Annotated in this window: 13 protein-coding genes and 1 pseudogene; 4 read left to right on the top strand and 10 right to left on the bottom strand. The window is 47.0% G+C overall.

The annotated features are described in order from the left end of the window. The first annotated feature begins 95 nt into the window (after nt 1-95). Nucleotides 96-7955 (top strand): Ig-like domain-containing protein, encoded by a 7860-nt coding sequence (locus tag FEK66_RS07795; RefSeq protein ID WP_171023567.1) that lies wholly within the window; start codon nt 96-98, stop codon nt 7953-7955. A gap of 817 nt (nt 7956-8772) precedes the next feature. Continuing rightward, on the top strand, nt 8773-9915 hold the full coding sequence (locus FEK66_RS07790; protein WP_135380942.1) for a hypothetical protein: 1143 nt from the start codon (nt 8773-8775) through the stop codon (nt 9913-9915). Nucleotides 9916-9964: 49 nt separating this feature from the next. Here FEK66_RS07790 and FEK66_RS07785 read toward each other — a convergent pair. Beyond that, nucleotides 9965-10331: pseudogene (locus FEK66_RS07785) on the bottom strand (recombinase family protein); the annotation flags it as partial. 393 nt (nt 10332-10724) lie between these two features. Between FEK66_RS07785 and FEK66_RS07780 the strand changes: the two are divergent. Next, nucleotides 10725-11930 (top strand): AAA family ATPase, encoded by a 1206-nt coding sequence (locus FEK66_RS07780; protein ID WP_130236377.1) that lies wholly within the window; start codon nt 10725-10727, stop codon nt 11928-11930. Further along, the gene (locus FEK66_RS07775; RefSeq protein WP_240725565.1) at nt 11927-12898 is read left to right on the top strand and encodes a ParB family protein; all 972 of its coding nucleotides are present in this window, start codon (nt 11927-11929) and stop codon (nt 12896-12898) included. The genes FEK66_RS07780 and FEK66_RS07775 overlap by 4 nt, the downstream gene beginning before the upstream one ends. Nucleotides 12899-13686: 788 nt before the next feature. On the opposite strand, the gene cadA is transcribed toward FEK66_RS07775, so the two are convergent. The 9 genes from cadA to FEK66_RS07730 form a co-directional block, all read right to left on the bottom strand. Next, nucleotides 13687-15819 (bottom strand): lysine decarboxylase CadA, encoded by a 2133-nt coding sequence (gene cadA / locus FEK66_RS07770; protein ID WP_130209511.1) that lies wholly within the window; start codon nt 15817-15819, stop codon nt 13687-13689. Nucleotides 15820-15896: 77 nt separating this feature from the next. Then, a complete protein-coding gene (cadB, locus tag FEK66_RS07765) occupies nt 15897-17228 on the bottom strand; it encodes a cadaverine/lysine antiporter (protein ID WP_130236378.1) in 1332 nt (443 codons plus the stop codon). A gap of 363 nt (nt 17229-17591) precedes the next feature. Further along, nucleotides 17592-19109, bottom strand: coding sequence for a lysine decarboxylation/transport transcriptional activator CadC (gene cadC / locus FEK66_RS07760; protein WP_130236390.1), 1518 nt, complete (start codon nt 19107-19109; stop codon nt 17592-17594). Nucleotides 19110-19447: 338 nt separating this feature from the next. After that, complete coding sequence (locus tag FEK66_RS07755) at nt 19448-20968, bottom strand: methyl-accepting chemotaxis protein (RefSeq protein WP_135381291.1); 1521 nt, start codon at nt 20966-20968, stop codon at nt 19448-19450. Between the two features lie 43 nt (nt 20969-21011). Then, nucleotides 21012-21521, bottom strand: a complete 510-nt coding sequence (locus tag FEK66_RS07750; protein ID WP_135495488.1) for a chemotaxis protein CheW — start codon at nt 21519-21521, stop codon at nt 21012-21014. A 10-nt stretch (nt 21522-21531) separates the two neighbouring features. Next, nucleotides 21532-23550 carry a chemotaxis protein CheA gene (cheA, locus tag FEK66_RS07745; RefSeq protein WP_135495489.1) on the bottom strand — a complete coding sequence of 673 codons (2019 nt, stop codon included), beginning with the start codon at nt 23548-23550 and terminating at the stop codon, nt 21532-21534. A 1-nt stretch (nt 23551) separates the two neighbouring features. Then, entirely contained in the window at nt 23552-24535 is a 984-nt protein-coding gene (gene motB, locus FEK66_RS07740; RefSeq protein WP_135495490.1) for a flagellar motor protein MotB, read from the bottom strand. Then, nucleotides 24532-25425: a flagellar motor stator protein MotA gene (gene motA, locus FEK66_RS07735; RefSeq protein ID WP_135491825.1), complete on the bottom strand. Its 894-nt coding sequence runs from the start codon at nt 25423-25425 to the stop codon at nt 24532-24534. The genes motB and motA overlap by 4 nt, the downstream gene beginning before the upstream one ends. A 238-nt stretch (nt 25426-25663) precedes the next feature. Continuing rightward, nucleotides 25664-26401, bottom strand: coding sequence for an RNA polymerase sigma factor FliA (locus tag FEK66_RS07730; RefSeq protein ID WP_135495491.1), 738 nt, complete (start codon nt 26399-26401; stop codon nt 25664-25666). Nucleotides 26402-26407 lie beyond the last annotated feature (6 nt).

Genomic DNA, 26407 nt, shown 5'->3' with positions numbered 1-26407 from the left:
GTCTATTAACAAATTTCAAACAACAGACTGATGTTATTATGAAACAGAGACTCACAGCCTGCCTGCAAATATTTTTGCAGCTCATGGTTATTTTTATGAACTCCTTTGTCTTTACGTTCCCTGCTCAGGCAGTAACGAATTCGCCAGAGAATAAGTCCGGACAAGAAGCAAAAGGAAAGCACGATGCGAAAACAACAGCACAGGATGATGAAGACGATAAAAAAATCGCCTCAGTTCTTACCAGCACTGCCGAATTATTAAAACAGAGCAATAGAACAGATGCATTGATCTCCTCTGCCATCGGCAGCACCTCGTCGATTGCCACCAGTGAAGTGCAGCAATGGTTGCAGCAGTTCGGAACTGCCAAAGTTAATGCAACGCTGGACCGCAAAATGGCACTTAATAATGCCAGCGTAGATCTTCTGGTGCCTCTCTACGACAACAAGAAGCAGGATCTCCTGTTTACGCAAGTTGGTGCCCGCCGCAATGATGACCGCGATATCGTCAATATCGGTATTGGTTATCGTTACTTTGCTGACCACTGGATGTGGGGCGTCAACACTTTTTACGACCAGCAGCTCTCCGGTAATAAGCATCAGCGTCTGGGCGTCGGGACAGAGCTGGGCAGCGATTTCTTCCGCCTTAGCGCAAACGGTTACCGCCGACTTTCCGGCTGGAAAAATTCAAAACGCTATGCCGATTATCAGGAACGTGTTGCCAATGGCTATGACATTCGCGCCGAGGGTTATTTACCCGTTTATCCACAGTTAGGTGCAGAACTGGCGTGGGAACAATACTTTGGTGAGGAAGTGGCGCTCTCGCAGAACAGCAGTGATAAGCGCCTGAGCAACCCGTGGGCCATGACGCTGGGCGTCAACTACACGCCATTCCCGCTGATGACCGTGGGCCTGAACCAAAAAATGGGTAAAGGTGATCAGAACGACACCCAGGTGAACCTCAATCTCAACTGGAAGATGGGCGAATCCCTGGCGAGTCATCTCGATCCAGACGCCGTCGGCGCCAGCAGAACGCTGATGGGTAGCCGTTACGAGCTGGTAAACAGAAACAACGACATTGTGCTGGAGTACCGTAAGCAACAGGTTATCTGGCTGACCCTGCAGGATAAAATTTCCGGCACTGAATCTATGACCCTGCCGGTAAATGTGCAGGTGAAGAGCAAATATCCGCTTGATCACATCCACTGGCAGGCCGACAGTCTGCTGAAAAACGGCGGCAACATCAGCGAGAAAAATGGCGCCTGGTCCGTCACGCTCCCGCATTATCATACCGGCAACGCCGTGAAGAATGTCTATGTTGTTTCCGCGACGGCTCTGGATACGAAAGGTAACCAGTCGCCCCCGGCGTACATGACTGTGCAGGTTGACAGTTTTAATATTCAACACGCAGTCACCACCGCCAGCGCCGCTAAAATGACGCTACCAGCAGACGGAGTAAGCAGCACACCGATTAGCGTGACGCTGACCACCGCCAGTGGTGAGAAAATCACAGGTCAGGCAGCTAACCTCAGTGCTCAAATCACGGAAGCCAACTCAAAACAACAGAAGCCACAAAAGAAAGCCAGGCTGCAAAAGAAAACCAGCCTCTCTCCGGCAACCGCACCAACGCAGGTGCCAGCCAGTATCTCGGCGTTTAAAGAAAACTCGCCCGGCGTATATGTCACTACCTTCCATGCCGGCAATATGCCTGGGCAGACAACTGTTGATGTTTTCTATAACAAGACTCAGAAGATTAGCAGCACGACCATTACTCTGGAATCTCCCGCTGCCAGCGAGCGCTTTGCTGCCCACGGGATAACCGCATCGGCAACGTCAGCACTGGCTAACGGCACAGATGCCATCAGCCTCACGGCGCACATCGTGGATGCAACGGGAAATCCTGTATCGGGCGTCCCCGTTACCTGGACCACGGATAATGCGCAAGCTCTCCTGTCGGCAACGTCCGCTCGCACCGATGCCCAGGGGAACGCCAGCATCTCGCTGACCAGTTCCCAGCTCCTGAGTACAACAATCAGCGCCCATCTCGATAACGGCGAAATTATTAAAAGTGAAGCGCTGCAGTTTATTGCGGATAATGCCAACGCAGTGATCAGCCAGATTGATGGCGATAAAACCGGTGCTATCGCCAATGGCCAGGACACTATCATCCTGCAGGCCATCGTGACCGATACCAGCAACCACCCATTATCGAATCAGACCGTGAACTGGGCCATTAGTTCCGGTAGTACCACGGCACATCTGGCTGGCAGCCAGAGCCAAACCAACGAGAATGGCGTGGCAACCATGCTTCTCACCTCCACCAGTGCCGGACAGGTTACTGTTTCCGCCACCACCGGAGACAAGACAACCGGGAAAGCGGTACCAAAACACTCCGTTCCTCTGACTTTTGCGGCCGACGCCAAAAGCGCCGTGCTGAAAAATATTACACCGGATAAGACCACGCTGCTGGCCGACGGGAAAGAGAGCGCAACGCTAACCGTTATTGCAGAAGATGCGTTAGGTAACCCATTAAAAAATGTCCAGATCGACTGGAGTACCCTCAGTACTACCGCGCATTTTGCCCCGACAACCGCGCTGACGGATGATGAAGGCAAAGCCACCACCCAAGTTAGCTCCTCTGCTGTGGAAGATGTGGCACTGACGGCGGCCCTCCAGGGGCAGAAGATGACCTCCCCGACCTTGCATTTTACGGTTGATAATAAAAGTGCTGCGGTAACGTCGCTTAACACCAGTAAAGAAACCGCCGTTGCCAACCTGAACGACGCCATTCAGCTGACCGCACTGATTTGCGATGCGCACCAGCATCCGGTATCCGGCAGCCCGGTGAAGTGGACCATTACGTCCGGTAAAGGGGTACTCAGCACCGAGCAGAACACCACCGATGCCAGTGGTTACAGCAAGGTCATGCTGACGTCAGCCTCAAGCGGGGATGTGGTGGTTACTGCCAGCACCGCAAGCGGTAGCGCAGTGGCTTCTCATAACCTGCATTTTATTGCCGACAGCACTTCGGCAAAAGTCACCGACGTCACCGTGGATAAAAAACACGCCGTTGCCGACGGAAAAGAATCTGTAACCTATATCGCGACAGTAAAAGATGAGAAAGGCAACGCCCTGGCAAACCATAAAGTAACATGGCATGCCTCCGGCGCTGGCGTCATCCTTTCTGCAGCAACCACGCAAACTGATGCTTCCGGGGTAGCCTCGGTCACACTGTCGGCGCTGAAAGCCGGCACGGTCAGCCTCTCTGCACAGGCTGAAGCAGGCGTTGCGTTTAATGCTTCCCCGGTAACCTTTACCGGCGACACCCGCACCGCACAGCTTACTGACCTTAAAATCAGTAAACAGAATGCACTCGCCAACGGCACCGATGAAGTCACCTTCACGGGTACAGTGATGGATGCTAACAGTAACCCGCTGTCGGGTATCAGCATCAACTGGAGCGCAACACCTGCCACTGGCCACCTGTCCGCGGCCTCTGGTACGTCAGACAGCAACGGTAACGTGACGGTATCCCTGACATCAAAACAACGCGGGGCGCATCAGGTTACCGCTCTGGTGAACGGTAAATCAGTTACCTCAAACAGCGTGACATTCACCGAGGATGCCGCCACGGCCAGCCTGTCTGCCCTGAATGCAGACAAAACCAGTATCACCGCCGGTACAGGCAGCGTCACGCTGACCACTCAGGTGCTGGACGCATCCGGCCATCCGGTAGCGAATAAATCTGTTGTCTGGAAGTCTGACAATGCCGCGGGTGTTTTCAGTGAAACCACCTCAAATACCGATGCCCAGGGTAACGCGAAGGTGACCTACAGCAGCACCCGTGCACAGGCCACCACGATCACCGCATCCGGCGACAATAACAGTCAGAAGACCGTGAAGCTGACCATCACGCCCGATGTCAAGAGCGCAAAACCTGTTGACGTCACTGTCAATAAAACCAGCGCAACGGCGAATGGCAAGGATCTGGTCACCCTGACCGCCACGGTGGAAGATCAATACAAAAACCCTGTCAGCCAGCACGACATTAACTGGCAGATCCAGCCGGCAGGTAAGTATCATCTTACCGGCAGTCCGCAAAAAACCGACGATCGGGGCCGGGTTACCGCAACGCTGGCTTCAGAGGATGTGGTCGCCTGTCAGGCCGTGGCAACCGCCAACGGTGTGAACAAATCGTCTGCCACCATCAACTTTAGCGCCGACGCGGCCACCACCCGTGTTTCCGCCCTGACATCGTCCACAACAGCCGATGTCGTTGCGGGCAAAGATGTCATTACGCTGCTGAGCGTAGTGACTGACAGCAACGGCCACCCTGTTGCAAAGCAAATAGTTTACTGGAGTTCTGATAACACCACTGGCGATTTCATTCCAGCTGATGCCAGCGAAACCAACAGTCAGGGTATTGCGGAGATAAAATATAAGGCCACCCGTTCCGGTGCCACGCACATCACGGCGAGCACGAATCAAACCAGCCGGGATATAGCGGTGAATATTATCGGTGATATGGCCACCGCGATCCTGTCTGACAGCAAAGTGGACAAAACTCAGGCCGTCGCCGATGGCAACGAACCGATGACCTGGTCGGTCACGGTGAAAGATGCGAACGGCAATACTCTGCCTGGCGCACTGGTCAACTGGAACAGCAGCGATCCGAAGCTGATCTTCGTCAGCACCAGCAGCCTTGCGGATAATCAGGGGGTTGCAACCATGCATTTCACCTCCACACACGCCGGGCAGACAACTGTTTCCGCCACCACCGCGAACGGTGCAGCGAAACAAACCACCACGCTGACGTTTGTTGCCGACGCCAAAAGCGCCGTGCTGAAAAGCATTTCACCGGATAAAACCACCCTGCTGGCCGATGGAAAGGACAGCGCTACGCTGACTGCTGTCGCAGAAGACGCACAGGGTAATCCGTTAAAGAATGTCCAGATCGACTGGAGTTCAACCAGCAATACCGCGCAGTTATCCGCCTCGACCACCCAGACGGACGAACAGGGACATGTCACTGTTCAGGTCAGTTCTCCGGCGGTGGAAGAGGTTACGCTGACAGCCACGCTGCAGGGGCAGAAGCTGGCTTCTCCGGTCCTGCACTTTATGGCGGACAGTAAAACCGCCGCGGTAACTTCACTTAACGCCGACAAAAAAACTGCCATCGCCAACCTGAATGATGCCATTCAACTGACGGCGCTGGTCACTGATGCCAGTAAGCATCCGGTGATCGGCAGCCAGGTGAAGTGGGTTATTACATCCGGTAAGGGAACGCTCAGTAACGCGCAGAACACCACCGATGCCAGTGGCAACAGCCTGGTAACACTAACGTCACAGTCAAGCGGGGATGTGGTGGTTACTGCCAGCACCGCGAGCGGTAGCGCAGTAAGTTCACAAAGTCTGCACTTTACTGCCGACAGCACTTCGGCAAAAGTGACTGACGTCACCGTGGATAAAACGCAGGCTATTGCCGACGGCAAGGAGCTTATTACCTACACCGCAGCAGTAAAAGATGCTAAAGGCAACCCTGTTACAAATCATAAAGTGACCTGGAGCGCCTCTGGTACGGGTGTTACGCTTTCAGCACCGAGCACAACAACCAGTGCCTCGGGCGTCGCGTCCGTCACGCTGTCCGCATTGAAAGCCGGAAATGCCGGAGTCACGGCCCAGGCAGAAACAGGTGCCGGGTTTAATGCGCCACAGGTAACCTTTATCGGTGACGCCCGCACTGCGCAGCTTACCGACCTGAAACTCAGTAAACAGAACGCACTCGCTAACGGCGCCGATGAAGTTTTTTTCACGGGGATCGTGACGGATGCGAACAGCAACCCACTGTCGGGCATCAGTATCAACTGGGCAGCAATACCTGCTACAGGTCTCCTGTCAACGGCCTCCAGCACGTCAGACAGCAACGGCAACGTGACGGTATCTCTGACCTCAAAACAACGTGGGGAGCATCAGATCAGCGGTAACATTGGCCATGCTGCCAGCGGAGCACTGGTAACATCAGGCACAGTGAAATTCACTGAGGATGCGACGTCTGCTACGCTGCAAAGCCTGACAGCAGATAACACCAGTGTCACTGCCGGTAAAGGTATTGTTACGTTGACCGCTCAGGTTCTGGACGCATCCGGTCACCCGGTCGCGAATAAACCTGTTGTCTGGCAGTCTGACAATGCCGCAGGTGTTTTCAGTGAAACAACATCGAACACCGATGCGAAGGGTAACGTGAAGGTGACTTACATCAGCACGCTCGCGAAAGCCACCACCATTACGGCATCCAGCGACAATCACAGCCAGAAAACTATTCAGCTAACCATCACGCCTGATATACAGAGTGCAAAACCGGTTAACGTCAGCGCCAGTAAAACCAGCGCAATGGCGAATAACAAGGATGTGGTTACCCTGACCGCCACTGTGGAAGATGAATACAAGAACCCCGTCAGCCAGAGTGAGGTGACCTGGCAGGTTCAGCCAGCAACAGGTAAATATCATCTTACCGGCAGTCCGCAAAAAACCGACGCCCAGGGTCAGGTTACAGCAACGCTCACCTCAGAGGATGTACTCGCCTGTCAGGCTGTGGCGACCATCAATGGTGTAAGTCAGTCATCTGAAACCATCAGCTTTGGTGCCGATGCGGCTACTGCCGCAGTCTCTGCGCTCACCCCGTCCACAACAACGGATGTGGCAGCAGGTGATAACATAACGCTGAAAGCCACAGTGACGGACGAAGCCGGACATCCTGTTATTAACCAACGGGTTAACTGGAGCTCCGATAATACCAACGGGATTTTCCAGCCTGGTAATGTCACCGACACCAACAGTCAGGGTATCGCGGAAGTTGCTTATTCCACCACCAAAGGAGGTGCGTCGCAAATTACTGCGGGTATTAATCAGTCCAGCCAGACTGTAACGGTGAATGTGACTGGCAATATTGCTACAGCGGCCCTGTCTGACAGCAAAGTGGACAAAACCCAGGCCGTAGCCGATGACAAGGAACTCGTAACCTGGTCGGTTACTGTCAAAGATGCCCACGATAATCCGGTTAAGGGCGTGCAGATCGACTGGACCAGTAACGCCCCGAATCTGACGTTAGACGGCACCAACAGTCTGACGGATAACCAGGGCGTTGCCACCGTCAGCGGACACACGAAAATCGCAGCCGTAACAATTGTCACCGCCACCATACCGGTGAATGGCACACAGCTTGCGGCACCTGGAGTCACCTTTATTGGAGATATTAAAACCGCAAAAATGGATACAATATATAGTAATAAGTCTATTGTTGCCCCTGATGGTAAGGATAACGCAACCTATGAAGCGATAGTGACGGACATCAACAATAACAGGGTCCCTGATGCTACCGTTAGCTGGCAGACAACACCTGGTTTCTTCCTTTCTGCGGAAACGTCAAAAACCGATGCCAACGGAATTACAAGTGTCACTATTCGAAGTACTAAAGTAGGAATGGCGACGACAACGGCAAGCACGAATGGTTCAACGATAACAGATCCAGACATGGCGTTTATGACAGAGATATCTGAACACTGGGTCATCAATACTGACACAGCCCAAACTATGTCTGCGCATCTGAGCGCCCCTAACCTTTACACAGCATTTATCGTTGCTCCCCCCACGATGGGCCCAACAACACTATCATCAGGAAACAATCCCGATAATGAAGTGATTCAGACACCGATCATCGATGAACACGGCAAGGAGTATACGCTCAAGTTAAGGGCAAGAAAGCTTACAGCTTGTGGTCTTTATTCCTTCAACACTGTGATTGGTTGTGGGCTTTCTCTTGCGAGAAGTTTATTTGACTGGTCGCGCAGCGATAACCCCGACCTTCCTGCTGGACATTACACCGGTTTGATCCATTACATTCTCACCGACGGAACATGGAAATTTGAATACAATATGACGGTGGATTTAACCATTAACTAAACAGAAATCACGCCAGCATCCGATAAGGGTGCCTGGCTAACGCAGTGAGATTACCTACTGCATCAGTCTGAATAACCACCAATGTCCTGTGCAATAAATATTGCGCAGGACATTTTTTATCAAAAATATCCTGAGATTACCGATTTTTTGGACTATTGACCTGACGCGTATTGACTGAAAATAGTGCCATCAGAGTTCCATCAGGTTGAACGCAACACAACAACGATATCATCCAGACAGGCGCTTTATTTACGTCATCAGCTCTACGTAACCGGCCTTCTGCCCCGCTCCGATCTGGCGAATAACGCCCAGAGATTCTTACTACTCAGTGGATAGGTGAGACTCAACCCGCTATTTGTGTGAATATCACCTTTAATCAGGTAGTCAAATTTACTGTGCCACTACAATCACTGATATCACAGATTTATAATAAAAATATTTTCTATATACATCTAATCATTTTAAAATAACTCAAACTATATCAATATATAACTTGTAAATAACAACAACTCTTTTTTAATTCTATTAATATTTATAGTGTCACTTGGCCATGAAATAAAATGTTGCATCATTAGAAATGAAGATTTATTTATGAATAAAAATACAGTTGCTTTTTTGGTCATCAGTAATGATGAAATATTGATGGCAGCAACGTGATATATAGTTGTAATCCTATTCCGTAAAATAAAACAACAATTGTGCTTCATGTTCAGATCTAATGAATTAACACTTTAATCCATTACAAGTACAAAACAGGCAGTTCATCGGCAACCTAATACTTTTTTGGGTTACAACTTCTACTTGAAAATAGGTTATTATGAAAAATATAGACGCTACGTTTAACTGGGATCCTGAAAGTAATCAGTCTTTTGACTATCCCAGAGAAGTCACGTTGAGGGGACCTGCAGAAGCATTTAATAAAATGCAAGGATGCGGGCTTGAAGTTTACGGTATGGCTACTGGTCCTGTTCACGTTGGTCCTGTTCAAGCTGGTCCTCTTATTCTTCTCCCGGATAGTACAGGAGCCGACGTTATTAATTGGTCTGTACCAGCTACGAAGGATAAAAATTCCACTTTTCTGTTTTTGGAAAAAGCTGATTTCCGTATTGCAGGTGACAAAAACTTAAAAACCATAACATTAACTGATTCCTCGAGACATCGTCCTTATTTCGCAATTGATTTCAAATTGTTCGATGATAGCCGTGTTACACTGGAAAATCTACGCGCTGTTTTCCTCGGAATGTCAAGGTTAGATACAATTAAAAGCCCATACCTTACTGGTATTCAGAATTCAAGATTCATCATTTCAGCAGAGTATATTGAGTTGTTTTATAACGCTATAATATCAGGATACAGCACACTTGATGTGCAAGCCAATGAAATTTCAACAAATAACATCGCGGGCAGTATACTTAGCGGATTGAGGTTTAATAATAATTCTTCACTCTTACTAAATGTTAGATTAGAGCAACATACTGACTCAAATTTAAACCTTTCGAGTAGTTTATCTTTTTATGATTCATCTTATGGAAATATTTTCGCAAGGACTATATGTAATGATGTCCCTGATAACAACGAAGGAGATTATGTTGCGATAGATGCTTTTGATAATTCGACAGTGGATATTCATACAACTCAGTTTTCACAGGGGAATGGGATGGGTAAGATTATTCAGTTGTCAGGTAGTGCAAAGGTAACTATTAATCCATTGAACAATACTATCCCAATTGCTCCTGTGCAAGAGTTACAGAAACCAACAGGAAAATGCTGGGCAGGAATGATTAACTTTAAATCCGGTTCAAAAGCGACTCTAACATTAGCTGCGGCAACTCTTCAAAACCTGCCAGATGTAATGGCGTTAAATGACTTAAAAATCGTGTACGTAGATGAGATGCCAGTTGATATTTTAAGTAGTTTCAATATTTCATTTAAAGATGGGATTGTCTTAAAATTGAAATGATTTTCTATATCACCTTGAATTTCTGTTTGTAAATTATGGCGTTGTGGTTTTATCTTCTGAATGCGACAGTTTTATTAAATGACACTGTCGCATCTTTCATTCTGGCTTCCTGTCGGTCTTCATTTGTACGCTCCAGGACCCTCCGGCGTACAGCCAGCGCCACTGCCGACAGGATGGTCATCACCACTTGTCCCATATCACCATCGGTGCTGCTCCCATCGTCAATAAACCTGACGGTAACGCCCTGAGCGTCAAATTCCTTTATCAGTTGGATCATACCGGCGGTATCGCTGTAAATAGACCCGTTTTAGTTCCATGCATTTTTTGAGAACCCGGCCAAGATGACGTTTTAGCTTCTTCACCAGGATAACATCACCGTCTTCCACTTTCATACGTAGCAGATCCAGCCCCCTCTGTCGGTAGTGGGATCTGAACAACCACCAATAGCCTGAGCAACATCTATTGCGTAGGCTTTTTTTATCAAAAATACCCTGATATTACCGATGTTTTTGGACTATAGCCCTGACGCGTATTGACTGAAAATAGTGCTATCAGAGTTCCATCAAGTTGAACGCAATACAACAACGATATTATCCAGACAGGCGCTTTATGTACGTCGTCAGCACGACATAACCCGGCCTTCTGCCCCACTCCGATCTGGCGAATAACGCCCAAAGATGCTCACAACTCAACAGATAAGTGAGCCGCTACCCGCTATTTTTACCTTATTGCATCTGAAATGTTTACTTTGCCACTTGTATGTAGCATTCTTGACGAAATTCATCATTTCAGCATAAAGGCAGAAAATCATGGATACGCCTGTCCATCTGTTAAAAGTTGCGCAACGTTCAGAGAAAATGCTGTTTTCTCTTACCGAACAAATTCAGTCACAGAAAGAAGAGTTGCAGGAAAACAAGTTTTATCAGGTCTATGCCAAGGCGGCGCTTGCCCGGCTGCCCCGTCTCACGCGCGCCAGCGTGGACTACGCCGTCAACGAGATGGAAGAAAGCGGCTATGTGTTTGATAAGCGCCCCGCTGGTAGCTCCACCAAGTACGCCATGTCGATTCAGAACATTATCGACATTTACCATCACCGTGGCGTTCCTAAATATCGCGACCGCTATCCATCGGCATTCGCCGTTTTCATCGGCAACCTGAAAGGTGGCGTGTCTAAAACGGTCTCTACCGTTTCTCTGGCCCATGCGCTACGCACCCACCCTCACCTGCTTTATGAAGACTTACGCATCCTGGTGGTTGATCTCGATCCGCAGTCTTCGGCAACCATGTTCCTCAACCACACCCGGGCCATTGGCATGGTGGAGGCCACCTCCGCACAGGCCATGCTGCAAAATGTGTCGCGCGAGGAGTTACTCTCAGAATTTATCGTGCCTTCCATTGTGCCGGGCGTAGATGTACTGCCAGCCTCAATTGAAGATGCGTTTATCGCCTCACGCTGGGATGAGTTATGCGCCGAACACCTGCCGGGGCAAAATGTTCACGCTGTGCTGAAAGAGAATGTGATTGATAAACTGCGCAAGGATTACGATTTCATCTTTATCGACAGCGGCCCACACCTTGACGCGTTTCTCAAAAATGCCATCGCCTCAGCCGATCTGCTGTTAACGCCGGTTCCGCCTGCACAGGTCGATTTCCACTCGACGCTGAAATATTTAACCAGACTCCCTGAACTGGTTGAAATTATTAATGAATCCGGCATGAAGTGTAATCTACGGGGCAATATCGGCTTCATGTCAAAACTGTCAAATAAATCCGACCATAAGCTTTGCCATAGCCTGGCAAAAGAGATTTTTGGCGGCGATATGCTCGATGTCGCGTTACCGCGACTGGATGGCTTTGAGCGTTGCGGCGAGTCCTTCGACACCGTTGTCTCGGCAAACCCAGCCACCTATATCGGCAGCAGCGAAGCGTTGAAAAATGCCCGCCACGCCGCTGAAGATTTCGCCCGGGCAGTATTCGACCGCATTGAATTTATCAGAACCAACGGAGTTGTATGATGAGCGCCAAGAGAGTCACCATAGGCCGTACCTTCAAAACCCCTGCGCTGCACGAGGATGATGGCGGACCGTCTCAGGAGCAAATCTTTACTCTCTCCACTGGGCGTCATGTTACTTTTTCGTTGCGCACAATCCCGGCCAATGAGGTCGAAAAAGGAACCTATGTCATTCAGGAGATAAACGGTCGCGATCAGACCTCGCTGACCAGCGAGTCCCTGAAAGACATTACCCGCACGCTCCGCCTGCAACAGTTTTTCCCTTGCATCGGTATTGAGCGGGAAGATGGTGTGGAAATTATTGATGGTTCCCGCAGACGCGCGGCGGCAATTTTGTGCCATACCCCGCTGAAAGTACTGGTCACCACTTCAACGGTGTCTGCCGATGAGGCTCGTAAACTGGCGGCAGATATTCAGACGGCGAAAGAACATAACCTGCGTGAAGTTGGGTTACGCCTGATGGCGCTTAAGGCATCAGGGCTGAATCAGAAACAGATAGCCGCACAGGAAAAACTGTCACCGGCCAAAGTCTCCCGCGCCATGCAGGCGGCCTCCGTTCCGCAGGAGCTGGTTTCACTGTTCCCAGTGCAGTCGGAGCTTCATTTTTCCGATTACAAATTACTGGCTGCGGTAGACGAAAGTCTCGCCGAGAAAAATGTCGAACTGAGCACGCTGATCGAACAAATTTCAGAAGATATTGATCTTATTCTGAGCGAAGGTGGCCTTGCGGAAGATGAGATTAAAAATAAGCTGCTGAAGCTTATTCAGAAAAAATCGTCTTTGCTGATCTCGCTGCCTAAAAAAGAGAAAGCGAAGGTCGTTTCGCTGTGGGCTTTTGATGACAAAGACCGATACGCGCGTAAACGCGTTAATGGCCGAACAATCTCTTTTGAATTTAATCGTCTGACAAAAGAAGTTATGGACGAGTTGGAGCAGTCAATTAATGACGTACTCGCCAGACATCTTGAGTAGGTGTTTTCGCGCGGACATCATGAATGTGCGCGGTAATGGCTATTTAGCCCGACGTAGTTTCTTGCCGGATGCGGCGTAAACGCCTTATCCGGCCTACAGATTTATGTAAATGTAAGCGCTTACTTCATGTAATAACCTGATATTGCTGACAATTTCAACAAAAAATATCCCGTTAACATCAGATAATTCAACGAGCTGACGTGCAGGAAAATGAATTACCCTTCACATCAGCTATATCAGCAGTCAAATACCTGATGGTGAAACGAAATACTCAGGCATTACCTATGAATTATAATTGTGCCACAACAGAACTATTCCTGCGATGACAACAAAAAAACCGATAACGCCGAGTAACAAACTGATCGATACCTGATGACTAAACTTAATTTTTCGGTTACTGAACATAATCTCATATCCTTCCATCTTGCTTCTCCTTTTTCTGTGCTGGTTAATAGCAGGTATATATTTTACAGAGCAACATTTATCTACAATACTTTTCTGGGTGAAAAGAAAGTTTTTATCTTATTTCTTAATTATGTTTAATTTTCTTCTCGAAATTAACTTTTTTGTAGTATGCGCACTATCACATACTGACACTCAGCGTAAGAGAAAACCATCAGGATTTGGCCTTAGTTTAACGGCCAGGAGATGTTGAGAATATTGCTAAAGAGGAATGAGCAGCGGAAAAAAATAAAGCCGGTGAACGACAGCATGTATTCACCGGCCCCTTCCAATAGATCGATATAAGACAGAAGGAAATAAACTGTTATATCAATTTACTACTTTAATTACTTAAGTACTTTCACGGTATAACGGCCATCGGCCTGGCGATACGCACCATGAATATCGGTTTCAAAGCCCGGATAATGCGCGCCAATTTCACACAGCATCTGCAGGAACTCCAGTACCGGACGGCTTTCAGCGGTGATCATTTCGCCAGGCATCACCAGCGGTACACCCGGAGGATACGGCAGGATCATATTGGCGTTCACGCGACCGACCATGTCATCCAGATAAACTTCTTCCACTTCGCTATGCAGTTCTTTCTGGAATGCACGATACGGCGTTACCACCATTTCAGGCAGAACTTCGAACGCGCGATACATCAGATCCGGCAAATTATGGTGAGAAATCAGTTTATGAATATTCTGTGCCAGTTCCTGAATACGCATGTCTTCATAGAATTCAGGATCTTCCTGATACAGTGACGGCAGCATGTTTTTCACACGCAGGTTTAAATCAAAGGCGCGTTTGAACTCGGTCAGACCACGCAACAGGCTCAGAGCTTTGGTTTTATCGATACCAATGCTGAAGAGGAAGAGCAGGTTATAAGGACCGGTTTTCTCAACGATAATGCCATGCTCATCAAGGTATTTCGCCACAATGCTCGCTGGAATACCGAAATCGTCCATCGTGCCGTCTTTCGTCATACCCGGCGTCAGCAGAGTGACTTTGATCGGGTCCAGATACATATGCTCGTTGTCAATGTTCTGGAAACCATGCCAGCCGTTGTCAGAATTGAGCGGCCAGCATTCAACCTGGTCAATCTGCTCTGGCTGCCAGACATCAAAGAACCAACCTTCTGATTCACCTTTTAAGCGTTTAATCTCTTTACGGAACCTGATTGCACGATTAATAGAGCCATCAATCAGACGCTTACCGGCATTACCTTTCATCATTGCCGCAGCCGTTTCAGTCGATGCGACAATACCGTAGTGCGGTGAAGTCGTGGTGTGCATCATATAGGCTTCGCTGAACGTCTCTTCGTTGACATCCCCTTTCACATGGATCATGGATGCCTGAGAAAACGCTGCGAGCAATTTATGCGTAGACTGAGTTTCGTAAATCACTTTACCTTCAACACGACCACCGCTCATCCCGCATTTACCTTTGTAAATTGGCGAGAAATTGGTGTAAGGCACCCAGGCGGAATCAAAGTGGATGGATTTTACGTCCAGCGTTTTCTTGATGTAGTCGGTGTTGTACAGCAGGCCGTCATAAGTCGAGTTGGTAATAACAGCATGTACAGGCCAGGTGGCATTCGGAGTTTCTTGCACGCGTTTGGCGATGGTTTCATGCTGAAATTCGCTCTGCGGAATACCGCCTAAAATACCGTAAGCATTACGGGTCGGGCGGAAGTAGATCGGCGTAATATCGCTCATCATCATCAGATGGGTCAGCGATTTGTGGCAGTTACGGTCAATCAGCACAGTGCTGCCCGCCGGAGCGGAATACATACCGACGATTTTGTTAGCGGTTGACGTACCGTTGGTGACCATATAGCTGCGTTCAGCGTTGAACACGCGAGCAATATACTCTTCCGCTTCTTTGTGCGGACCAGAGTGATCCAGCAGAGATCCCAGCTCAGATACCGAGATGGAGATGTCTGATTTCATGGTGTTTGCACCAAAGAAGTCATAGAAAATGCTACCGACAGGGCTTTTCAGGAATGCCGTACCGCTCATATGACCAGGGGTACAGAATGTGTACTTACCTTCACGAACATATTTGAACAGGGCTTTGGTCAGTGGCGGCAGAATGGTATCGATATATTCGTCAGTATTTTGCTTGATTTTTAAGGCGATATCTTCTGCCGCGCCCAGCGCGTATTCGAAGAAACGCACCTGCATACGCAGCTCGTTAAGGCTGACATCCAGGGTAGAGTGAGTATTTGCAAACGCATACAGTGGCATGTACTCATTCATGGCGCTGATTTCTTCGCACAGAGCAAGATTGTACTTATCCCAGTCGAAGATCACGCCGCAAAGTTGAGCATTATTTTCAATCAGCTTCAGCAGATCTTCGCGGTCGTTTGGATAGACAACGTGGAAGCCCCGTTTTTCAAGGGCGCAATGCAATTCACGGATAGGCTCTTCTTTAAAGTAAACACCCATCTGATTCATTATCGCGATAACGTTCATATTTATATCTCCTGATAGAGCTGGCTCCTCCCGTCTCGTTGTGGGAGAACGAGAGGAACGCAGAGAAACGAAGGGAATTAGTGGGTGTCTACGCTGCTAACGTCGTCAGCAGCATGTTCGCGCTGGTGCAATTTACGACCGTAAAACATCAGGATTATCAGGCTGACGATAAATGTCCCGGTCAGCTCGAAGGACGTGGCGCCTGACAGAGCGATGAAGCAGAAGACACAACCCAGCACTGAACAAACCAGGCTGGCGCTGTTACGCAGGTTGACGCCTTCGAAACGAATCAGATCAACACAGGAGTAGAAGTAAGGAAGCATGGTTAACAGCACGGCGATCCCGGTTAGCACACCAAACAGGTCAGAAGCTTTACCACCGGTAGAGTTCATCACCGTGATCAACACCATCAGGGCTGTCATTTTCACCGCTGCAAGCAGCAGGCCTTTTTTAGGGATGTTATTACTGTCAACATCACCATAAACTTTCGGGAAGTTGCCGTCGTTTGCCGCACGGACACCCGCCTGGCCAACCAGCATCATCCAGGAACCGAGGGAAGTCAGACAGGCGAAAGCGGTAAAAGCAGAAACCACCGGTGCGGCCCAGCCGCCAAACATCGTCGCGGCGCTAACGGCGAACGGAGCACCAGAAGCAGCCATACGGTCGGCAGGGAACATCCCGGAAAGCACCTGGGTTGCGGCAATATAAACAATACCGGCCATTGCCGTGCCAAGCATGGTTGCCAGCGGAACGGTGCGTTTTGGATTCTTCACCATGCCGCTGCTCACCGCAGCAGATTCAACGCCAACGAAAGCCCACAGGCAGAGCAGAATACTGTTAATCACAGCGCGGCTGTCAGTCGTACCGGAGGTGTTCCAGTTCGCCTGGTAAGTCGCCAGATCAAACCAGTGCCAGCCAATAACAGCAGTCAGCGCGACAGGAATCAGTACCAGTATCAGGCCAATCGTCGTCAAACGACTCACCCAGGTACCGCCAAGCATGTTGACGAACGTAAAGATCCAGACGATAGCAATACAGGCAATGCCGGCTGGAATTGGGCTATTTAATACAGGGAAGAAAGTAGAAAGATAAGAGACTGCGGTAATACCAATAGCAAGGTTACCGATCCAGTTCGCATGGTAATAAAGAACACCGGTCTGGAAACCGAATGCCGGAGATATTTCCCCCGCATAAGCAATTGGACCACCTTGTTGCGGGTTTTTGGTCGCCAGGCGGGCATAAACATAGGCCAGCGACATCGCGCCAATAATAGAGATAATCCATCCCCAGATAGCAATACCACCAATGCTGGCAAGATTCGCGGGTAATAATGCAATCCCGCTGCCCATCATATTACCGGCTACCACGCCAGTACAGGCAAATAGCCCGATCTGTTTGGCAGAACTCATATTTTCAATCTCCTGGATTTAATATTCAAGGCACTAGTCAACATGTAAACAACGCTGCAGACTGGCCGACTACAGAAAAGAGTACTAATTCAGGAGAATGAAGTCCTAAAGATAAAATGAATAAACAATAAACGATATATAAATGATGTTTTTTAGAGAACCATAAAGGTTATCTGGATTATCTACGGTTATCATGAAAAGATAAATCTTGTTGAATATCAACAAATTAAAGTAACTTTCTTAAGAATAAAACCGTAGTTCATCTGACTTATGATGGATTACGTAAAATATAAATACGGTGACTGATGACATGAAAAAAACGCCTTATCATATTATTTAAGAAAAAATATGATAAGGCTTCATTTATTCTGCTGAAGAATAATTTTCAAGGTAGGGTACGATGCGGTTTAGTGATGTCTGGAATATTCCGTTTTTAATCCAGTACAGCGTGTTTTCACCAGGACGCAAATTAAATGCGGTAATATAGGCATCAGCAGCAAGACGGTTTTCGCCTTTCATTTCGTAGACTTTTCCCAGCAGGATATAGTTTAGCCAGGAGAGCTCATTTCGGATACCAAGATTAATTGCCTGATACGCCTCCTCCACGTTGCCACGATCTAACAAATCGACAGTTTTAATCTGATAGTAAATCGCTGAATCCTTGATCCCTGGGCTGTTACGAATTTTCTCCATCGAGGCATATAACGTTTTAAGCTGTTTGTCATCAAGCAACTGCTGCGTATGGCGAAAAATATCGATCAATGCTTTTTCAGCATTAACATAGGTAAATTCCGGGGACTGTTTCGCCACGTCTTCGAGGATTTCACTGGCTTTGTTTAGCGATGCAGCATCCCCCTGCATTAACAACTGATGTGCTTCAAAAAAATGTGCCAGAGACTGACTTTTAATGGGTTGATAATGGTTCATCATTTCCGTCATTTTGTCTGACCAGGATAGCGAGAGCGCCGATGATAAATTGCTCAGTAAATCATTCTGGATCGCAACCTCATTAGACCCCGTAATGAAGTAACGTTTATCCAGCATAACCTCGCCGTTCGCATGATCGACCAGGCGGACAGACATAAAACATTGCTGTGCGCGATAGTGACGTTGATTGAGAAACTCCAGCGTTAACGTTTTCCCTGAATTTCCCGAAACATGGCCACTGTAGTTTATTTTGTCATGCACCATATAATTAGAAAATGTGTTAAGCGTGGATGTCACCAGGCTTCCTAAGCCAACGGCATAAAAAAGCTGTAAATTCCAGTTATTACATGCATTTCCATTAACGAGGTGTATATCAATATCAAGTGGATTCAGCAGAAGCTGAGTATTGGTCGTCGTTAAATTAGATTTAATTGCTGTTTTTGCAACCATAAATACACAACTGAGCACGGCTAGTAAAAATATAGCCCAAACGATAACAACACGGAAATGATGATATTTACGCGGCTGATTATCCGTTAATTGAGGTGCGGTAATGGTGGGGGCATTGGTCGGTGGCGGAGTATCAGACATAATATCGGATTGTTCAGGCGTCAATTCCATTTCTTCAGCACACCATATTACCGGCGCGGTGAGTTTATATCCACGCTTGGGGATAGTAACGATATATTCATTATTTTCATCATCATCGCCATTTTTTAATGACTTGCGTAATTCAGAAATAGATTGTGTTACAACGTGGCTGGTAACGATATTACGCTTCCACACATGGTCAATCAACTCATCGCGCGTAAGCACCTCTCCGGGGTGATGAGCAAGAAAAACCAGAAGATCGATTAATCGCGGTTCGAGTGTTGTCCGCCGCCCGTTGCAGCTGATTTGATTAACATCGGGACTGACTAACCATTCGCCCACTCGAACGACAGGTTGCTGCATAAAATTAGCTCCAAAAAACGGCTTGTTATATGCAGATATTAACACCCTCTTCAATTGTTGCATCTGTTTCCATATTATTAACCATAAAATAAGTTAAATCTGTAGCAAAAATAAACCAACTTAAGATATTTAATGAGATTAACTCAGGTGTTTACCCTGGCTAATATAAAGGCATTTATATTAATCCTATATAAATAGATTAAGCCTACTACTAAAAATTAACCAGTCCAAACCAGGAGTAGTAACGAGAAAAACAGGAATAGTAATCGTAGTTATCGACAACGATGGCAGATATAACACCCTGGTAGGGTGCTATATCTGATGTGCATCGGGGATAATCAAAGATCATTAATCGGTAATTTAAAGAAGGCGATCATTTCCTGTAATTGTCTGACCTGATCATGCAGACTCAGTGCGATGGTTTCCGATTCGCCGACCAATATGCTATTACGCTGCGTCACGTTATCCATTTCAGTCAGTGCATACGCAACCTGCTGAATTCCCTTGCTCTGCTCTTCAGACGCCTGTGAGATATCATTCATAATGCTGTTGACATCATAAATGGCATCTACCATTTCATTAATCGTCTTACCCGCATTGGAAGCCAGCGCATTGCCTGTATTAACATGTTCAACGGCTGTGGTTATCAATTCATTGATTTCTTTTGCCGCACTGGCGCTGTTTTGAGCCAGATGCCGTACTTCACTGGCAACGACAGCAAATCCACGTCCATGATCTCCGGCTCTTGCCGCTTCAACAGCAGCATTAAGCGCCAGGATATATGTCTGGCGAGCGATGTCATCCACAACTTTGTTAATTTCCGATATCTTTTTAACACTTTGCTCAATAGTACGGATGGTTTCCGTAACCGCCTGCGCCGCCGTCAGCCCTTCCTGTGCCGTCGTATTTGCCGCGCTGGCAAATTCATTCGCTTTTTTTGCGTTGTCAGCATTATGCGCGACTGTCGTACTAATCTCTTCCATATTGGCAGCCGTAAGCTGTAATGCCCCCGCCTGCTCCTCTGTACGAGTTGACAGGTCGCTGTTGCCATGCGCCATTTCATCAGTACTGTCACTGATTAATTCAATTGAACTTTTAAACGTTGTAAGGATTTCGCTTAAATTGAGCCGCATAGTATCCAGTTGCTCAATAACTTCGCCAATTTCGTTTTTCTGACCGATGTCTAAGGTATGGTTAAGTTCGCCATTAGAAATTAAAGAAAAGCATTCTTTAATGTATTCAAATCGTGAGAATACTTTATTTTTTAACCATAGCCAGCCAACAACCGATAATATTATCCAAAAACCGAAAGAGAATATACTAACATAATAAGAGTCAGTTAACAGACAGTTAATAATATCCTTAGCTTCAGGCTCATCATATTTATAGACATAATCATCCAGAGCATTTTCCTGAATAACAAAATTATCGACCTCTTTTTGCACTTCACTCAGTCGACCCGAACTAAACGCCTTTTCAACATTTGCAAAAGCATTACTGACTGCCTGAGTGGATTTCGAACCAACTTTAGCATCATCAGAAATTACATTCAGATACTCATGGAAATAATTTTTAGCAGATTCCATGTTATGCATGGATTTACTATTGTCACGGTAATCCCATTCTTCAAAGACAAGTTCAAGCGCTTGCCGTGTCTTTGACAATTTATTGATCTGATCTAAACCTGTCGTTAGCCTGAAAACGTTATTCTTAATCTCAATAAAATGATATAATGTTATAATATTTGACATAGTGAAGAGCAAAACAACAAAAGAAACGGCAATAATAAAAGTTGTTTTTAGAGATAATGAGTCAGGTAAGAACCTGAGCTTCTCGCTGATTTTTGATGAAAAAATCATTATTCACCTGACCTGTAAGCATGAAAATTACTAAAGCAACATTTTAGTCAACTGACATTTCTGCTGTACGCTCAACCAATTGCATTTCTTCACTGTTAAGCAATTTTTCAATATCTACGAGAATAAGCATTCTGGAATCAAGCGTACCTAAGCCAAGCAAGTAATCCGTAGCTAATTTTGCGCCACTAAAATCAGGTGCCGGGCGAATTTGTTCGGGTGACAAGGAGAGCACATCAGAGACACCATCGACCACTATCCCAACTATTTTATTAGAAAAACTTAACACGATAACGACTGTGTTTTCATCAAATGCGACAGTGTCGAGATGAAATTTAACGCGAAAGTCAACTACAGGTACAATAACGCCGCGAAGGTTTGTCACACCGGCAATAAAATCAGGGGTATTCGCAATGCGTGTAACACGTTCATAGCCGCGAATTTCCTGAACCTTTAATATCTCGATCCCATACTCTTCTTGTCCAAGAGTAAAAATTAAATATTCATTACCGACATTTTCTTTTGCCGACTGCTTATCGTTATCTGTGAGTTTCATAATGTATTCCTTAATTGAGAACCTTGCCGGAATCCACTATTGCAGGCGTCATTGCTGTTCTGGAATAAAGCGCAGCAACATCCAGGATCATAGCTACGCTGCCGTCCCCCAGAATAGTGGCAGCAGCAATTCCCGGCACCTTACGATAGTTTTGTTCGAGATTTTTGACGACAACCTGATGCTGACCAATCAGTTGATCAACCAGTAGCGCATAACGAACGCCAGCACTTTGCACGACGACCGCAATACCTTCATTTACACTCTGTAAATCACTCTGGATACCGAAAAGATTATTCAGCTCTATGAGGGCCAGATATTCCTCTCTGACTTTCAATACCAGCTCACCGCCGGACATTCTGTTTAACGGCATTTCCAGTAACATCAGCGATTCCATCACTGCGCCAAGCGGAAGAACATAAATTTCTGACCCAACGCGTACAGACATACCGTCCAGAATTGCCAGCGTCAGAGGTAATATTATCCGGATAGTGGTTCCACGCCCCTGCTCTGAATGGATTGTCACATGGCCGCCCATATCCTGAATGTTTCGTTTCACGACATCCATACCAACACCACGACCGGAGACATCGGTAACTTTCTCTGCGGTGGAGAAACCCGCTGCAAAAATGAGCATCCAGACTTCTTCATCGCTGGGGTTATCACTAATAGCGACGCCCTGCGCATGAGCGCGATTAAGGATTTTTTCTCTGTTGAGGCCGGCGCCATCATCCACGACTTCGATAACAATATTACCGCCGTGGTGCTCTGCCGATAGCGTCAGGCTACCGGTAGCAGGTTTACCATTAGCGAGCCTGACATCAATCGGCTCAATACCGTGATCCAGACTATTACGTACCAGATGTGTAAGAGGGTCGATAATGCGTTCGATTAAACTTTTATCCAGTTCAGCAGAACCGCCCCACAGCGTCAGTTCTACCTGTTTATTTAATTTATTAGCAAGATCATGAACTAAACGCGGAAAACGGCTGAAGACATATTCCATCGGCATCATACGGATCGACATCACCGATGCCTGCAAATCCCGTGCATTACGTTCGAGTTGCGCAATACTGTTAATCAGCGAATCGTACTGAGCAGGATCCAGCCCCGCAGATAACTGTGTAAGCATGGTCTGGGTGATAATAAGTTCACCGACCTGGTTAATTATCTGATCTACTTTTTCTACGGCGACACGAATACTACCGGATTCAGTACCTTGTTTACGGGATTCGCTGGCACCACGCAGTTTTCTTGCTGGCGCAGCGCCAGTCGGGGAACTGGCTGTTGCAGAAAATCCACTATCGTTTGTTTCTCCCGCAACACCGCCTGTATCCGGACAGGTATTTTCTACAAAATCGTCATCACAAACATCAATTGTGATTTGTTCTGGTTCCAGAATAAAACATAATACCGCCAGAATATCATCCGCAGCGGTAGTGGTAAACATACGAGCCTGCAGGCTGCTTTTCTCAATTTTAAGATCCTGCAACTCGCCAAGATTTTTAAGTTCCTCAACAAGAGGTTCGAAATCCTTTTCTCCCAGATCCCTGAGGGTAATCTTTAAAATATCTTCTCCCGTTCCTGTATCTTTTTTACTTTCTTTTATCGGCTCGGACTGAGTGTTGTTATTAACAGTGCCCCCCCTGGATTCCAGGGCCATCTGTCTCAGTGCCTCGCAAATATACCGGTAGCTGTCCTCATCCGGCGAGCGGGAAGATTTATATGCATCAAGTTGATCCTGCATAATATCCTTACTTTCTAAAAAAAGATTAATGATGCCTTCATTGAGCTGGAGTTTTCCGCTGCGGGCATCATCCAGAATATTTTCCAGAATATGCGTTGTTTCCTGCAATATGGTAAAACCAAATGTCCCCGCGCCGCCTTTAATCGAATGAGCGGCTCGGAAGATAGCGTTCAGGCTTTCCTTATCAGGCGTTCGCGGATTAAGCTCAAGCAAATGCCCTTCCATATCTGCCAATAGCTCATCGGCTTCATCAAAGAAAGTCTGATAAAAATCGCTGATATCCATCTTATTTCGTCTTCTCCTGAACAGGAATTTCGGACGCGGGGTGTAACGGCGGGTTAGCGGTGCCAGGGTTGCTGGATGGCGCAATATCAGATGTACTAGATGGCGCAAAGGTTTTTTGTTCTGTCACATCACTGTTAAGCAACTTATCCTCGTTCATAATTTCTTGTTCTTTCTCTTCACTCAGCACGAGGATACTGATGCGACGGTTGACGGGATCGTCTTTCGCTGTACCGGTCTGATTCATACTGTCAGCATCACCGATAACCTGTAAGAATTTGCCAACTTCCAGACCATGATTAATAAGTATCCTTCTCGCCGCGTTAGCACGATCAACGGAAAGTTCCCAGTTGCTATAGCCAGCTTCACCGCCAGCATAAGGCAACGAATCAGTATGTCCGGTTACCATTATGTGATTCGGTAATTGGTTCAGAACAGGCACTAATGCCTCCAGAATTCCGACCATATAAGTTTCCGGTGTCCAGCTACCGACTTTAAACATCGGGCGTTCCTGGCTGTCCGTTATCTGTATCAACAGTCCATTCGGGGTCAACGATAAGCGTAAATTTGAACGGAATTTGTTCAGACGGGTGTCCGTCTTCATGATGCCTTGCAGCTTTGACTCTGCATGCTTCAGCGTTTTATTTCCCGAATAGAAATGATCTTCCTGCTTTTGCAAAACAGCTTTCTGAACTTCCCCATCCTGATGAACAACATCCTCGCCACCGCCAGGAATAACACTTTGGCTCTGACTACTTTTGTCGCCATGTTCGGCCATAGGTACGCCGATAGGTATTTTGAAATACTCAGCAAGCTGATGACGCTGTTCTGGCGTTGAGGAAGAAACCAGCCACATAACCAGAAAAAAGGACATCATGGCAGTCATAAAATCGGCATAAGCGATTTTCCACGAACCACCATGTAAACCTTCTTTTTTATTACCTGAGCGTCTTACAACAATAATGTTGCCGGTCCCGTTGTTCTTCATGGGGCCTCACCTGTGGAAGAATTATTGGCCGAATATTTCGCCTGGCGAACATGTTCCTCAAGCTCGGCAAAGCCCGGACGTTCGCTGGTAAAGAGGGTTTTTCGACCGAACTCAACCGCAATTTGCGGCGCAGAACCATGAATACATGACAGCAACGTGGTTTTAATACACTGAAGCATTTTTATTTGCTCGGCACTTTTCTGCCGTAACAGAGACGCCAGCGGAAGCACCAAACCATAGGCCAACAGGATCCCTAAAAAGGTTCCCACCATCGCATGGGCTATCAAAGCACCAAGTTCAGCGGCGGGTTTGTCTACTGCGCTAAGGGCGTTTACGACCCCCATAACGGCCGCCACAATACCGAATGCCGGTAAAGCATCACCTGCAGTCTGCAAACTGTGAACCGTTGTTTCATATTCCATTTCGCAGGTTTCAATTTCCTCATCCATTAAAGATTCCATTTCAAAGGCGTTCATACTGCCACTGATCATCAGTCGCAGGTAATCAACCATAAAATTCATCACGCTTTTATCTTTCAATAAGCGGGGATAAGAAGAAAAAATATCACTGCTTTCAGGATCTTCAATATCATTCTCCAGTGACATTAACCCTTTTTGACGTCCTTTACTTAGCAGTAAAAACATCATGGCCAGTAAATCCATGTACATTTCTTTTGAATAAAGTGCCTTAGCCCGGAATAAGACAGGAAATGTTTTGATAGTTGAACGAATAGCCTTGCCATTATTACCAACGATAAATGCACCCAGACCTGCGCCAGCGATAATCACAAATTCGGTAGGCTGATATAATGACATCAGATATCCTCCGGCGAGGACATAACCACCAAACACAGTCAAAAAAACTACAAAATATCCCAATAAAACAAGCATGTTCGCTCCTTACCATCGGTCATGCCTGGTATAAAAAAGGCTGACAGAGATGTTCACTACGATGAAAAACTACCGAACATCCCGACGACAGCGCAAACAACGACAATGAGAAATCTCTATCGTGGTAATAAAATCACGATAGGCGAATGCTCATGGTTGCATATCTGTACAGGAGGTACGACAATCACATATTAGATAATAATATCTGTAACTGAATGACCAACCTCAGGACATCTAGTTATTGCAGATTAATATCTGCATGCATTTCAAGCCTTGCTCTTAATCTTTTGATTATCTGACTGTGTAATTGGCTGATGCGTGTTTCTGTAACAGATAACAAGAGGCCAATCTCTTTCATATTAAGATCCTGCTGATAATACAGGTTTAATAGAAACTGCTCACGCTCTGGTAACAGCTGAATTTCTTCGCTAATTTTCTGCATAAGATCTTTACGCAGAATATCATTCAGAGGATTTTCCTCGTCAGTTTGACATTCAGAAAGTTCAAACCCTTCACCCCCATCTTCCATCAGCTCATCAAGCGAACATATCAGGCTTGAATTTGTTTCCTGTAAAACAGTCTGGTAATCCTGCAGCGACATTTCCAGTTCGGCTGCGACTTCTTGTTCTGTCGCTGCATTGCCGGTTCGCTGTTCCACGCGAGCTATCGCAGCGCTAACTTCACGCGATTTTCGCCGTATGCGGCGCGGCGCCCAGTCATTTTCACGCAGTTCATCAATGAATGCCCAGCGAACACGCTGCGCCAGAAAAACTTTCAGTTTCACCCCCATACTGGGATCAAACTGATCGACTGCGTTCATCACTGCTATTGCACCTGCCTGCATCAGGTCATCCAGTTCAACCCCGGCAGGGAGTCGAGCTTGCAATTTAAGGGCTTCGTGGCGTACCAATCCGCCAAATTGCGCCCATAAATTACTCTTATTATATGTTACAGCCAGATTATATAACCCCTTCACTTTACC

Origin of the sequence: Escherichia sp. E1130 (assembly GCF_005781065.1) — a bacterium.
Taxonomy (GTDB): Bacteria; Pseudomonadota; Gammaproteobacteria; order Enterobacterales; family Enterobacteriaceae; genus Escherichia.
Note: the sequence above shows the minus strand (reverse complement) of the source record. Positions and strands in the feature narration are given on the sequence as shown.